Source organism: Rhodanobacter sp. L36 (assembly GCF_009765755.1).
Lineage (GTDB): Bacteria > Pseudomonadota > Gammaproteobacteria > Xanthomonadales > Rhodanobacteraceae > Rhodanobacter.
The window spans coordinates 850,680-862,736 of sequence record NZ_LMUV01000002.1; the positions used below are offsets into that span (position 1 = coordinate 850,680).

The following is a 12,057-nucleotide window of genomic DNA, read 5'->3' on the forward strand; positions in this document are numbered from 1 at the left end:
TTTCCGAAAGGCTGAGCAATCAACTTCGTCGCGTATGCTGAGAACGTTCGCTTTAGACCCATAGCGGACACCAGAGTTTTACTTGATCTGATTCACTAGAGCGGTAATTGCCCACTCAACGAGAGCATCAAATATATGCGCATGCTCATCGCCACTTACGTCGGAGTTGCCATATTTGGTCTGGCCATCGTGGCGAAATCGACTCATGTCGAAGGCGCCTTGGTCTATGGCAAGGTGAAAGAGCTGTCTGCCAATGAAACTCACGAGGCGATTATTGCTTCGGGATTTCAGAGTCCCGTTGCCGTTGAGGTCGTCAGCAGCACCGAGGTGCACGTCTATGCATCGCGGGATCTTGGCTGGCGTCGGGTGCGCTACACCGAGGTCAATGAGCCGGATGGCAGCAAGCATCGCGAATGGGAGTCCGATGGATTGGGTATCCCAGGCATACCGGGAATTTTCGAATTCATCAGTGCTGCAGATGTCGTGTATGTTTTTCCCAACATTACGCCGTTAGATCCACACCGTGACGATAAACGTTCACGTCAATTGGGACCGGAAGGACGTCGCGATTTGGTGCGACTACTTGGTCATGAGGAACATTGGCTCCATGGCTTCGACAATCGATTTGGGAGCGGCAAGGAATCTGCAAACGTCGGCTTTTTGTTTCAGCGTGGACGTAGCGAATTAGTGCTGTTTCTTTCCGGTGATGGCCGCCTGCAGGGGACATTTAAAGGCGAACATACTGGTGGGAGTCTCATGCGTGACGCAGCGCGAGCCCTCGACTCATGGAAAGGCAAATATGCTCAAGAAGAGTTGCCTTTCCACTAACGTCCGATGACTTGCCGAATCAAACAGGTGAACAAACGGGGGTCAGAGTGCACTTTGACCGCGCGAGTCCAGTAGAAAGTCGACTCTGACCCCTGTTTTTGTCAGGACCACGCATGTCACCCGGGCTCGCGGCAGTGTTACCGAAACTCTTGTTCCCGTTGGTCGCCGTTGGCGTGGTGCTTTTTGCCTCACGCAAACGCGACCTCTCGTGGCAAGACGACTTGGGCCTTCGCGTGCCCAAGCCTTGGCAATTATTGGTTTGGCTGCTGGCGTTCGCGGTGCTGAGCGCAGCGGAGGAAAATGCCTACCGACTCCTTGGCATCCCCAGCTCGACGCCATGGCATGCGTTTTCGCTGCCCGTCCTGATCGCTCGAATCGTCGCGATCGCGATCTTCGGGCCGATTGCCGAAGAGTTTGTCTTCCGTGGCCTGGTCCTCACCTGGCTTCGTCGAACAAGACTTGGGAACTACGGTGGCGTCGTCGCAACCGCAGCCATATGGGCCGGCTTTCACTTCCAATATGACGGATGGCTGCTTGCCCAAGTCTTCATCGACGGCATCGCGCTAGGTGCAGCTCGCGTCAATACACGCTCACTCTGGGTTCCGATACTGATGCACATCGGTGGCAATTTTTTCGCGGTGTATCAAGCATTGCATCCATGGGCATAACGAGGACGAATCGCCAGAAATGCGTTGACGACATGCATGCATTCGATACTTCGAGCAAGCTCTGCTGGACGACACCGTTATGGTCGTTCAAGCCTAGAAGAAGAAGCATTGAACATGGTTGTGCCGGTCTGTTTTCGACGCGGACTCTCTGACTTCGATGCGTGCGATGCCGGCCTCCACTGGAATGACGATCAACCGAGGTTTGCGGCGAGCACCCGCCCCTCACCCCAGCCCTCTCCCCAAGGGGAGCGGGAGACCAGAAAGAAGCTCTGGATTGCAACGTCGAGTGCGGGCCAGGAGGGCCCGTCGCTTTACCCGGGACCCCTGTGCGGCGGTGAGTCCGGGACGACAGGCCGCGCAGCGGGAGTCGACAGGAGGTCGACTCCTTTTCGCCAGCACAAGGCGACGGCATGGATGCCGGAGTTGAGGCAACGCAGGAGCGGTGGCCCGATGCCCGGCAAGCGCCAAGTGGGGTGGCCTTTCTCTTGGGTTACTTTCTCTTTGGCCACACAAAGAGAAAGTGACTCGGGCGCCGCAGGCGCACGAAAGCTCTGCTTAAGAATCACATGACGACTTAGGTCGTGCCCTGGTCTGTTTGAGCGCCAGGGCAAAAAGACCCACGCGCAACACCCCAACGCCAACGTCGGCTCTATTCCGGCGGCGCCTGGCTCTCCGAGAGCCGGCGTTGGGTCTTTTTGAGTGGCGCGCGGCTCTCGGAGTGCCGCGCTTGGGACTCTGAGTGCCAACGCCAGGTCTTTTTCGGCGGCGGGTGGCTCTCGGAGTGCCACGGCTGGGTCTTTTTCGGCGGCGCCCGGCTCTCCGAGTGCCAACGTTGGGTCTTTTTGAGTCGCGCGTGGCTCTCCGAGTGTCAACGCCGGGTCTTTTTCGGCGGCCGTTGGCTCTCGGAGTTCCAACGCCGGGTCTTTTAGTGTCGCGCGTGGCACTCGGAGAGCCGCACCACAAGCCGGCATGTCGATTGACGACGCCGTCGTTCGTCTTCATGGAGAGTTGCGTCATCCCGCGCAGCTTTCGCCTGTGGAGAAAACAGCATGTCCATGAAACCGGTTGGCTGGTTCGAGATTTACGTGAAGGATTTGCAGCGCGCCAAGGCGTTTTACGAACAGGTATTCGCCATCTCGCTGGAGAAGCTCGATACGCCCGCGCCAGACATCGAGATGTGGGTGTTTCCCGGTTCGATGGATCGCGGTGACGGCGCGTCCGGTGCACTGGTGAAGATGGCTGACGGCCCGACCGGCATGGGCGGCACGCTGGTCTATTTCAGCTGCGGGGACTGCGCAATGGAACTCGGCCGGGTCGTCGACGCGGGCGGTGCCGTAATGAAACCGAAATTCGGCATCGGTCCCTACGGTTACATCGCGCTGGTGAACGATACCGAGGGCAATCTGATCGGGTTGCATTCCATGCGGTAAACGCGCTGTTGCATGAAAGTCGCGAAGACCGGCAACGCATCGGCGGCCCGGCTTTTTGCTCGACATGCCGCGATGTTCATGCGCGCGCCTCGCAGTTTCATGCGGCGCAGGTCACGCCTATGTCGAGTTGCATAGCGCTTTCGCACGCATTGTGCGGCGGCGACGCGGGAGTACGCTGAAGTGCGATGACGGGAGCGGCACTCCCGCCGGATTCACGGACGCGGGGAAACGACATGATGCTTTTTCAGACCACGCCGGCTGCCACGAGCGTGAGTTGCGCGACCGACCAGATCGATGCGCTCGGCAGCCTGCTGAAGTACGGCTTGCCCGGACTGGCGCTGGGCATTTTTTTCGCGGCGATCGTGCTGGGCGTGGTGTGGAAGAAGGGCAACGACCCGACGCCGGTATTGAAATTGCTGCTCGGTTTCGGGCTGGGCTTTCTGATCGTCGGCGGGCTGTTCGGCACGTACCTGACCACGCACAACCCGCAGGTGCATGTGGAAGTGATGGTGGATCCGAACCCCAGCGACATGAAACTGCCGCTGCCGGAAATCCGCAGCAAGCTGTCCGACAAACCCGATCACGACATGGTGCTGGTGCAGGACGCCGATTACGTCAAGGTGGATATCACCGGCATCCTGCTTGCGTACGATGCGGCGCGGAAACAGCAGAATGGTTTGATCAGCCAGCTTGCCGATGTGGAGCGCGGCACGTCGTCGGCGATTGCCGCGGCACGACTGGGCCAGGTGGGCGTGCCCGCGTCTTCGTCGTCCGCCGCCGGCAACCCTGTCGCGGCGGCAGCGGACAAGGCTTGCACGAAAGACGGCGGCGCGGAGTGCGGCTGGGCCCCGTTCGCACGCGGCGACATTGCGGGTGCGCAGCGCAAGTTTCAGCAGGTCGCGCTCGATGCGTCGGCGATGCAGCCGGAGAAAGCGGCGGCATACAAAGGGCTCGGTTACACCTATGTCGCGCAGGGAAAAACGCAGGAGGCCGCGGAGCAGTTCAAGCGGTCCGCCGCACTGGGCGATCGCGAGGCAACGCTGCAACTCAAGGCGATCAACGCCGCGGCGGCAGCGCAGACACCCGCACCGCCGCCGCCTGCGCCGGCGCACTGAAACACCGCGAACGATCCTGCGGTTCCGGATTGTGCATGGGGCCATCGACTGGATGCCGACGCGGCCGTGGCCGACAATCGGCACGATGGCATGTGCCATCCGTGCGAGACCGACATGACGCTGACCACGAAACTCGTGCTGCCGGATTCTCGCGTACTCGCTTATTCGGAATTCGGCCAGACGGACGGATCGCCGGTGTTCTACTTTCACGGTTCGCCATCGTGCCGGCTGGAACCTTCGTTGATCGGCGAAGACCGTCTTCGTGCGACGGGTCTGCGTTTCATTGCGATCGATCGCCCCGGCATGGGGCAGTCGGACTTTTTACGGGAAAGAACTTTCACCGAGTGGCCGAACGACGTTGCCTTCGTCGCCGATGCGCTGGGGATCGAGCGCTTCGGCGTGTTCGGGAATTCCGGTGGGGGCGTCTACGCCGCCGTGTGCGCGTCGCGGCTGGCTGACAGAATCACCTCCGTCGTTGTTGTCTCCGGAGCGGGGCCGATGAACGCGCCGGAAGTCACCGGCAACCTGCCTTTTGCCAACCGGATTTTCTGGCTGTTGGCCGAACGATTTTCGCTGGGTTTGCGCGGCCTGCTGAAGACCATGCAGAAAGAGGGCAAAGCCTCGCAGGCAGAAGAACTTCGCAAGATGGAACGCTTTCTGGTCGCGCCTGACCTTGCTGCCATGTCGGAGGGCGACCGGTTCTCAATCTTGCAGGCCATCACCCGCGAATGCCTGAGCCGAGGGACCAAGGGTGCGGCCTGGGATGCGAGGCTCTACGTCAGGCCGTTCGGATTTTCGCCCGAGGAGATAACCATCCCCATCCGGTTTTTCCACGGCGAGCAGGACATGAACGTGCCGCTCGCCCTGGTTCGCTCGATGGTGTCGAAGCTCGATGGCGCGAGCCTGACCGTGTTTCCGCAGGAGGGCCACCTGTCCACCCTTTGCAACCACTTCGAGGAAATCGTCGAAACCTTGGTGAGCGGACAGTGAGCTCTGGGCGCCGGATGAATCAAGGCAAGTTGTGCCTGCGGAGTGCCGATCGGCGCGCCACGCAACACGAAGCATCAACGGCGCATCAGCGCGGTCTCGATGAGATCGGCAGCGTTTCGTGCCCCGTTTTCGTTTCGCAACGCGGCGGCGCATAGTTCGGCACGTACCTTGTATTCGAATCGCTGCAGCAAATCGTGCAACCGATTCGCGGCGCGATCGGCGCGATAGCGCGTGGCCGGCAGCACCTGCCCCACGCCGAGGCGTTGCAGGCGTGCGGCGTTGTCCGGTTGATCGAATCCGTGCGGCACCACCAGCATCGGTTTGCCGGCACGCAAGGCTTCGCTGCTGGTGCCGATGCCGCCGTGATGCACGATCACCGATGCGCGCGGAAACAGTGTCGCGTGCGCAGCGTAGTCGACGGCGTGGATGGTGGATGGCAAATCCATCGACAACCGCGCGCGCATTTCGGGTGAGCCGGTCAGCAACACGGCGCGCTGTTTGAGTTGCATTGCAGCCTTCGCGCTTTCGCGCAGGAAATCGGCACCGGCATGCACCGCTGCGGAACCGAGAGTGAAAACCAGCGGCGGCGGACCGGCATCGAGAAACGCGGCAAGCGCGGGGTCGTGCGCGGCGGGCTGCGCGTAGCGCGCGAAACCGGTGATGTGCACGTTTGCCGGCCAGTCCGCTTGCGCTTGCGCGAGCAGCGGCGAGAACAACGCGAGCACGCCGTGCGGAGAATGCTGGCCGCGATGAAACGGATCGCCGAGCGGCGACACCGCAGACAAACCGAGTTCGCGACGAAACGCGCGCACCGGCGCGGTCCATCCATGCGTGATGCGTTTGGCCGTCCATTGCATCCAGCGTCCACGTCGCGACGAACCGCGCGTGAAAAGATCCACCAGCGCTACGCCGGTAGCGGGCGGATCGCTCGCGGAAAGGAAACCGGCCGGCGCGAGGATCGCGGACCACCAATGCAACGCGCCTGCCGCGCTGCGTTGTTCGCCGATGACCTGCGCGCCGAACGCGAGGGTGGTAGTGATCAACACATCGGCGTCGGCACATACCGCCTGCAGTTTTTCGTAACTGCTGCGCACATCGAGCGCGGCAAAGTCATGCACCACGAAGCGCGGCCCGCGCCACGGATGAAACGCGCGCGCGGTAAACGCGACGCGATCTTCCGGCTCGGCCATGCCGCTCGCATCGGCGAAAGCCAGCCCCGCCTGTTCGACCGCCACGCGATGCACCGCGTGCGTGGCGACGGTGACGCGATGCCCACGGGCAAGCAGCACCTGCCCGATCGCAAGAAACGGAAACAGATCACCGAGCGAACCGACCGTGGCGATGACGATGTGAGCGCTGCGCATGGGTGGATTCGACAGGTGGAGAAAGCGTCGAGCTTATCGCCCTCGACATTGACCGCATGTGCAGGGACGGCAATGCTACGCGTCCGTTGATTTGCATCGCCTGAGAACGTCATGCCGAACATGCCACCGTTCCACCTTGCCTTTCCGGTCACTTCGCTGGCGAATGCCCGCGCGTTTTACGGCCAGTTGCTTGGTTGTCCGGAAGGCCGTTCGAGCGACGACTGGGTCGATTTCGATTTCCATGGTCATCAGATCGTGGCGCATGTCGCGCCGGACGAAGCACGACCGACACAGGCGCATGACGTGGATGGCGACGACGTGCCGGTGCGACATTTCGGGCTGGTGCTGTCGATGGATGCTTGGACGGCGCTGGCCGCAAAGCTGCAGGCGGCCGGTACGCGATTCGTGATCGAGCCGCACATCCGTTTCAAGGGACAACCGGGCGAGCAGGCAACGATGTTTCTGCTCGATCCCTGCGGCAATGCGCTGGAGTTCAAGGCGTTCGCCGATCCGTCGAAACTCTTCGCGAAATAAGCGATGGAAGCACAGGATCTGCAGAAGCTGTTGCTGGTGCGCATGCCGTATGGCAAATACCAGGGCCGGCTGATTGCCGACCTCCCCGGCGCGTATCTCGCCTGGTTTGCGCGCAAGGGTTTTCCCGCCGGTGAGCTTGGGCGGTTGCTTGCGCTGATGCTGGAGCTGGATCACAACGGGCTGTCTTCGCTGCTTGATCCGCTGCGCCAGCGCTGAACCGCCGCGGCCGGCGCGTCGATACCGCGTATGCTGCCAGTCCTTGCTGGCGGTGCGCCGATGACTCCCCGATCCGATGAATTCGACACCGCGTCGGCGACGCTCGCGGCGGATGGCTGGTGCCTGATCGACCATCTGCTTTCGCCGATGCAGACCCTGGCGCTGGCCGACGAATGCCATGCGTTGCACGACGCGCAACGACTGACGCCCGCGCATGTCGGCAGCGGACGCGTTCGTTCGCTGCTGCGCGGCGACAGTACATTGTGGTTCGAGCCGGATGCCTTGAGCGACGCGCAGCAGGTGTTTTCCGATCGCATCGATGTCCTGCGCATCGCGCTCAACCAGAACCTGTTGCTCGGGCTGGTCGACGAGGAATCGCACTATGCGATGTACACGCCGGGCGCCGACTATGCGCGCCACCTCGATCGATTGCACGGCAACGACGCGCGCGTGATTTCGGCGGTGTTCTATCTCAACGACGCGTGGCTGGATGCCGAGGGTGGCGCGTTGCGGCTGCACCTGGCCGACCTGTCGCATCGGGATATCTATCCGCGCTCTGGCACCTTGCTGCTGTTTCTTTCCGCGCAGTTCGAACACGAAGTGTTGCCCGCGACGCGCAACAGAATGAGCGTTGCCTGCTGGTTGCGTCAGCGACCGATGATGGGTGACTGACCCTCGGCGATCGCGTTGAAACGCGCGGCGATGTAGTCGTCGGTGAAGCTGGTCATGCCGTAGCCACGAATGAAACCGCAGTGGCCGCCGTGTTCGGCGATATCCAGTTCGACATTCGGCGGCAGCTTGAGTTTTTCGAAGGCATCGACCGGAATGACCGGATCGTCGCGCGAGGTGAGGATAGTGGCGGGGATCTGCATGCCGAGCAGCGCATCCTCGGCGACCGAATAGCCGTCCAGATACTGTTGCAGGGTTTTGAAGTCGGTGTGCCGCAGCACCATCGCCTCGGTGAGCCCGCGCAGGTTCTGGTTGAGCTCGGACAGCTCGAAATACTGGTGCTGCGGAAACGCCGCCTGTTTCGCCTGCAGCGAACGTCGCCACTTGTGCATGAAATAGGCCTGGTAGAACCAGGGCGCCGATTCCTCCAGCGAAAACAGGCCTTCGCCCGGATCGATGATCGGGCACACCGCGAGCACGTACGAAAGGGGGATGCCCACGCGTGAGGTTTGCAGTGCGGCGCGCAGTGCGAAATTTCCGCCGAGCGAGAAACCGGCCAGCGCAATGGGCCTTGCCGGCCAGCGTTCTGCAATGTCGCCGAGAGCGTGTACGACTTCGTCGATGCGGCAGGAGTGGAACAGCGCTTCGTTGAGCGAGTGGCTATCGCCGTGGTCACGGAAGTTGAGCCGGAAAATATCCCAGCCATCGGCGAGCAGGCGGCTACCGGTCTGCAACACGTAGGTGGAATCGACGCTGCCTTCCCAGCCATGGAAAAGCACGGCCAGGCCACGCGCTGCCGGCAGTTTTTTCTGCACGGTATACGCACCGGTGAGCCGCACGCCGCCACCGCCGTCGACCACCACCGGCTCCGCGTCGTGCATCACCGTTTGCGCGGCGCGCGGCAGCAACATGCGGCGCACACCGCTGGAAGACAGCATGGTCTGGATGTGACCGCTGCGCAGCGGCCAGGGCGGGCGGAAATCTGCGCCGCGCGGAAGGCTCATGCGACGGCGTCGCCGGTCATTTGATCGCCGAGCGCGACAGCGATGCGTTCGCGCGAAAGCTCGGCCATGCGACGGCGCGCATCCGGGCTGGCCGGCACGGGTTCGAGGAAATGCACTTCGGCATCCATCGACGGGCCACCGAGCAGACGCAGGATGTTGGACACGAAAGTCTCGTTCTCGCGGAATCCGCCATCCACGATGCGCTGGCCCTGGCGCGCGAACCGCAGCGCCACCGGCTGCACCGGCACCGGTGCGTCGAGCGCGGCCTGGAAGATGCGCGCGTGAAAGGTTTTCAGTACGCCGTTGTACCCGGTGCCACCTTCGGGAAACACGCCGACCGAGCGACCGCCGCGCAGCCGTTCGACCATTGTCTGCATGACCGCGGACAGCGAATGGTTATTGCCGCGGCGGTGGAAAATGGTGCCACCGGTGGCGGCCATCCAGCCGACCAGCGGCCAGCGCGCGATTTCCGCCTTGGCCACGAAGCAGGCGGCGCGCTGGCTGTGCAGCAGTTCGATATCCGTCCACGAGGTGTGGTTGGCGACGAACAGTACGGGATCGGGCAGCGGCTCGCCGACGCGCACCGAACGCAAGCCGAAAATGCGCAACAGGTAGTACGACCACCAGCGGATCATCTTGTGCACGAACGGCTCGCGGCCGTTCTTCATCACCGCGTCCTGGTTCCAGCTGAGGATCAGAGAGCACAGCAGAATGCCCAGCACAATGTGCAGCAGCAGCAGCGGCACGCGCACCAGGTAACGCAGCGGGCGCATCAGGTCGGGTTCGTGGGCAGTCGCGGTGTCGGTACTCATCAGTCGATTAGTTTAGCGTCAGTCGACACCGGCGCGGACGCTCAACTGCGTCAGCGGCAGCGACGGCAATCGTTTCACCGTGCGCAACACGAAACTGGAATTGACGTCGGCGACGCCGGCGGCATTGAGCAGGTGATCGAGCAGGAAGCGGGAAAAATCCTTGAGGTCGGCCACATGCACGTGGAGCAGATAGTCCATGTCACCGGTCAGGGCGTGGCAGGCGACCACTTCGTCCCAGTCGTTGACGCGGGCGACAAAATCCTCGATCGCCGCGCTCTCGTGCTTGCTCAGTTGCACACGCACGAACGCCTGCAGCCCGAGGCCGATCGCTTCCGGATCGATCTGCGCGGCGTAGCCGGTGATGACCTTGTCCGACTCCAGCCGCTGCAGCCGCCGCAGGCAAGCCGACGGTGACAGACTCACCCGTTCGGCGAGGTCGGCATTGGTGATGCGACCCTCGCCTTGCAGCACGGCGAGGATTCGAAGATCAGTGCGGTCGAGGTTGGACATGCGCAACTTCCACGCGTTCTTTCGGACTCAGACGCAAGGATAATGCATAAAGGCCGCATATTCAGGCAATAAAGCAACCTTCCGCCGGACATGGCGCCGTAGAATCGTTGAAGCCATTTCGCCTGGAATTCGCATGGACACGCCCCGCAAGATCGAACATCAGCAAACCGACCGCGGCTACATTCCGGTATATGCCACCGGCGTGGTGGACCAGCCATGGGACAGCTACAGCCGCACCGACCACGAAGTCTGGGACACCCTGTTCAAGCGCCAGCGGGACTTGCTGCCGGGTCGCGCGTGCGCGGAATTCATGGAGGGCGTCGAACGTTTCGGACTTGGCGACGGTGGTATTCCCAAATTCGCCGAGCTCAACAAGGTGCTCGGCGCGGCGACCGGCTGGGAAGTGGTGGCGGTGGAAGGCCTGCTGCCGGATGAAGTGTTCTTTGATCACCTGGCGAACCGCCGTTTTCCGGTGAGCTGGTGGATTCGCAAACCCGACCAGCTTGATTACCTGAGCGAGCCGGATCTGTTCCACGACCTGTTCGGCCATGTGCCTCTGCTGCTTAACCCCGTCTTCGCCGATTACATGCAGGCGTACGGCCGCGGCGGCATGAAAGCGTTCGCGATCGGCCCCGAAGCACTGATGAACCTGACGCGGCTGTATTGGTACACGGTGGAGTTCGGCCTGATCAATACCGGCGACGGCCTGCGCATCTACGGGGCGGGCATCGTGAGTTCGAAAGGCGAGTCGATCTATTCGCTCGATTCGGCGGCGCCGAATCGCATCGGCTTCGATCTCGAACGCGTGATGAGTACGCGCTACCGCATCGATACCTATCAGCAAACCTATTTCGTGATCGACAGCTTCGAGGAGTTGTTCGATGCGACCGGGCCGGATTTCACGGCGATCTATTCAAAGCTGCGCGAACAACCCGCGCATGCGGCGGGCGACGTGCTGGATGACGGTGATCGTGTATTCACCCGCGGCACGCGCGAAGGCTGGGCAACCGGTGCGGATACCTGAGCGACAAAGTCGTCAGGTTTTGCCCGACGCCTCGGCAGGCAACGCGATGGTGCTTCGATAGCGGCGCGCGGTGAGTGCCACCATGCCGGCCACGATCATCGCCAGCAACGCGAACACGATGAAGCCGCGCTCGTTGCGCTGTGCGGATCGATCCACCAGCACGAACAGGTTGAGCGTGAGATTCGTCGTGGTGTGGAAGGCCAGCGGCACCAGCAGGCTCTTGCCATTGCTCTCGTAGCCCCACACGTAAAGCAGCCGCAGCGCGACCGCAAAGATCACGAACGCCCAGAACGGCAGGAACGATTGCGTCACGCCGGCGATGAAGAACAACGGCAGATGCCAGCATGCCCAGATCACGCCGAGCAGGATCGTCGCCGAGAGCAGGCGGCGCCCGCGCTGCAGTCGGTCGATTGCATAAGCCCAGCCGAATTCCTCGTTCACCGCACCGCCCATGAAAAGCATCAGCAGGAACAGCAGCGGAATCTGTCCCACGGAAACGGCCAGCGCCAGCGGCGGCCCGCCCATCCGCGCGTAGATCCATGCGGCGGCGAGTCCGAGCAATGGCACCAGCAGCAGCGCGGCAATGACGTAATCCGGACCGATGCGAAAGCGCAGGCAGCGATGCGCGAAATCGCACACGGTCGGCCAGCCGCCATCGCGATACAACGAAATGAGCACCGCGATGAAAGGCGCATACGATCCGGCGATTAGACACGCCGTCTGTTCACCGCTCGACAGCTGCATCGCGCCGCGCGTCGCCAGCAGCGGCAACAGCCAGAAACCCCAGGCGATCACGAACGTCAGCACGAAGAACAGCAGCAGCGGCATCTTCGGCGAGAACGCGGCGGGCATTTTCATGGGCATGGATGGATCGGTCTCGTTCGCACATCGGT

At 62.2% G+C, this 12,057-nt stretch carries 14 protein-coding genes; 9 read left to right on the plus strand and 5 right to left on the minus strand.

Features of this window, described 5'->3' with window-relative positions; genetic code table 11:
• The first annotated feature begins 135 nt into the window (after positions 1-135).
• The 5 genes from GSQ73_RS03595 to GSQ73_RS03615 all read left to right on the plus strand — a co-directional run bounded on the left by GSQ73_RS03595 (position 136) and on the right by GSQ73_RS03615 (position 5,031).
• On the plus strand, positions 136-828 hold the full coding sequence (locus GSQ73_RS03595) for a hypothetical protein (protein WP_158881057.1): 693 nt from the start codon (positions 136-138) through the stop codon (positions 826-828).
• 113 nt (positions 829-941) lie between these two features.
• Positions 942-1,496, plus strand: coding sequence for a CPBP family intramembrane glutamic endopeptidase (locus GSQ73_RS03600; protein WP_158881060.1), 555 nt, complete (start codon positions 942-944; stop codon positions 1,494-1,496).
• Between the two features lie 1,049 nt (positions 1,497-2,545).
• Positions 2,546-2,926, plus strand: coding sequence for a VOC family protein (locus tag GSQ73_RS03605; protein WP_158881062.1), 381 nt, complete (start codon positions 2,546-2,548; stop codon positions 2,924-2,926).
• Positions 2,927-3,159: 233 nt separating this feature from the next.
• Positions 3,160-4,041: a tetratricopeptide repeat protein gene (locus tag GSQ73_RS03610; protein WP_158881064.1), complete on the plus strand. Its 882-nt coding sequence runs from the start codon at positions 3,160-3,162 to the stop codon at positions 4,039-4,041.
• A 114-nt stretch (positions 4,042-4,155) separates the two neighbouring features.
• Complete coding sequence (locus GSQ73_RS03615; RefSeq protein ID WP_158881066.1) at positions 4,156-5,031, plus strand: alpha/beta hydrolase; 876 nt, start codon at positions 4,156-4,158, stop codon at positions 5,029-5,031.
• Positions 5,032-5,105: 74 nt separating this feature from the next.
• On the opposite strand, the gene GSQ73_RS03620 is transcribed toward GSQ73_RS03615, so the two are convergent.
• Positions 5,106-6,395, minus strand: coding sequence for a glycosyltransferase (locus GSQ73_RS03620; protein WP_158881068.1), 1,290 nt, complete (start codon positions 6,393-6,395; stop codon positions 5,106-5,108).
• 111 nt (positions 6,396-6,506) lie between these two features.
• Between GSQ73_RS03620 and GSQ73_RS03625 the strand changes: the two genes are divergently transcribed.
• From GSQ73_RS03625 to GSQ73_RS03635, 3 genes are read left to right on the plus strand one after another with little or no spacing between them, the layout of a single operon-like run.
• Positions 6,507-6,929, plus strand: coding sequence for a VOC family protein (locus GSQ73_RS03625; RefSeq protein WP_174236047.1), 423 nt, complete (start codon positions 6,507-6,509; stop codon positions 6,927-6,929).
• A 3-nt stretch (positions 6,930-6,932) separates the two neighbouring features.
• Positions 6,933-7,145, plus strand: a complete 213-nt coding sequence (locus GSQ73_RS03630) for a DUF3820 family protein (RefSeq protein ID WP_158881070.1) — start codon at positions 6,933-6,935, stop codon at positions 7,143-7,145.
• 60 nt (positions 7,146-7,205) lie between these two features.
• Complete coding sequence (locus GSQ73_RS03635; RefSeq protein ID WP_158881072.1) at positions 7,206-7,817, plus strand: 2OG-Fe(II) oxygenase; 612 nt, start codon at positions 7,206-7,208, stop codon at positions 7,815-7,817.
• Here GSQ73_RS03635 and GSQ73_RS03640 read toward each other — a convergent pair.
• Genes GSQ73_RS03640 through GSQ73_RS03650 form a run of 3 tightly spaced genes read right to left on the minus strand, consistent with a single transcriptional unit; the run spans position 7,793 to position 10,140 of the window.
• A complete protein-coding gene (locus tag GSQ73_RS03640) occupies positions 7,793-8,818 on the minus strand; it encodes an alpha/beta fold hydrolase (RefSeq protein ID WP_158881074.1) in 1,026 nt (341 codons plus the stop codon). The genes GSQ73_RS03635 and GSQ73_RS03640 overlap by 25 nt on opposite strands.
• A complete protein-coding gene (locus GSQ73_RS03645; RefSeq protein ID WP_158881076.1) occupies positions 8,815-9,630 on the minus strand; it encodes a lysophospholipid acyltransferase family protein in 816 nt (271 codons plus the stop codon). Before GSQ73_RS03645 ends, GSQ73_RS03640 begins: the two co-directional genes overlap by 4 nt.
• An 18-nt stretch (positions 9,631-9,648) precedes the next feature.
• Positions 9,649-10,140 carry an Lrp/AsnC family transcriptional regulator gene (locus tag GSQ73_RS03650; RefSeq protein ID WP_158881078.1) on the minus strand — a complete coding sequence of 164 codons (492 nt, stop codon included), beginning with the start codon at positions 10,138-10,140 and terminating at the stop codon, positions 9,649-9,651.
• Between the two features lie 133 nt (positions 10,141-10,273).
• Here GSQ73_RS03650 and phhA point away from each other — a divergent pair, with 133 nt between their 5' ends.
• Complete coding sequence (gene phhA / locus GSQ73_RS03655) at positions 10,274-11,164, plus strand: phenylalanine 4-monooxygenase (protein ID WP_158881080.1); 891 nt, start codon at positions 10,274-10,276, stop codon at positions 11,162-11,164.
• A 12-nt stretch (positions 11,165-11,176) separates the two neighbouring features.
• On the opposite strand, the gene GSQ73_RS03660 is transcribed toward phhA, so the two are convergent.
• Entirely contained in the window at positions 11,177-12,028 is an 852-nt protein-coding gene (locus GSQ73_RS03660) for a CPBP family glutamic-type intramembrane protease (RefSeq protein WP_158881082.1), read from the minus strand.
• Positions 12,029-12,057: the final 29 nt, after the last annotated feature.

Coding starts and splice junctions, on each gene's coding strand:
- GSQ73_RS03595 (WP_158881057.1), top strand. CDS start 136: ATGCGCATGCTCATCGCCACTTACGTCGGAGTTGCCATATTTGGTCTG.
- GSQ73_RS03600 (WP_158881060.1), top strand. CDS start 942: ATGTCACCCGGGCTCGCGGCAGTGTTACCGAAACTCTTGTTCCCGTTG.
- GSQ73_RS03605 (WP_158881062.1), top strand. CDS start 2,546: ATGTCCATGAAACCGGTTGGCTGGTTCGAGATTTACGTGAAGGATTTG.
- GSQ73_RS03610 (WP_158881064.1), top strand. CDS start 3,160: ATGATGCTTTTTCAGACCACGCCGGCTGCCACGAGCGTGAGTTGCGCG.
- GSQ73_RS03615 (WP_158881066.1), top strand. CDS start 4,156: ATGACGCTGACCACGAAACTCGTGCTGCCGGATTCTCGCGTACTCGCT.
- GSQ73_RS03620 (WP_158881068.1), bottom strand. CDS start 6,395: ATGCGCAGCGCTCACATCGTCATCGCCACGGTCGGTTCGCTCGGTGAT.
- GSQ73_RS03625 (WP_174236047.1), top strand. CDS start 6,507: ATGCCGAACATGCCACCGTTCCACCTTGCCTTTCCGGTCACTTCGCTG.
- GSQ73_RS03630 (WP_158881070.1), top strand. CDS start 6,933: ATGGAAGCACAGGATCTGCAGAAGCTGTTGCTGGTGCGCATGCCGTAT.
- GSQ73_RS03635 (WP_158881072.1), top strand. CDS start 7,206: ATGACTCCCCGATCCGATGAATTCGACACCGCGTCGGCGACGCTCGCG.
- GSQ73_RS03640 (WP_158881074.1), bottom strand. CDS start 8,818: ATGAGCCTTCCGCGCGGCGCAGATTTCCGCCCGCCCTGGCCGCTGCGC.
- GSQ73_RS03645 (WP_158881076.1), bottom strand. CDS start 9,630: ATGAGTACCGACACCGCGACTGCCCACGAACCCGACCTGATGCGCCCG.
- GSQ73_RS03650 (WP_158881078.1), bottom strand. CDS start 10,140: ATGTCCAACCTCGACCGCACTGATCTTCGAATCCTCGCCGTGCTGCAA.
- phhA (WP_158881080.1), top strand. CDS start 10,274: ATGGACACGCCCCGCAAGATCGAACATCAGCAAACCGACCGCGGCTAC.
- GSQ73_RS03660 (WP_158881082.1), bottom strand. CDS start 12,028: ATGCCCATGAAAATGCCCGCCGCGTTCTCGCCGAAGATGCCGCTGCTG.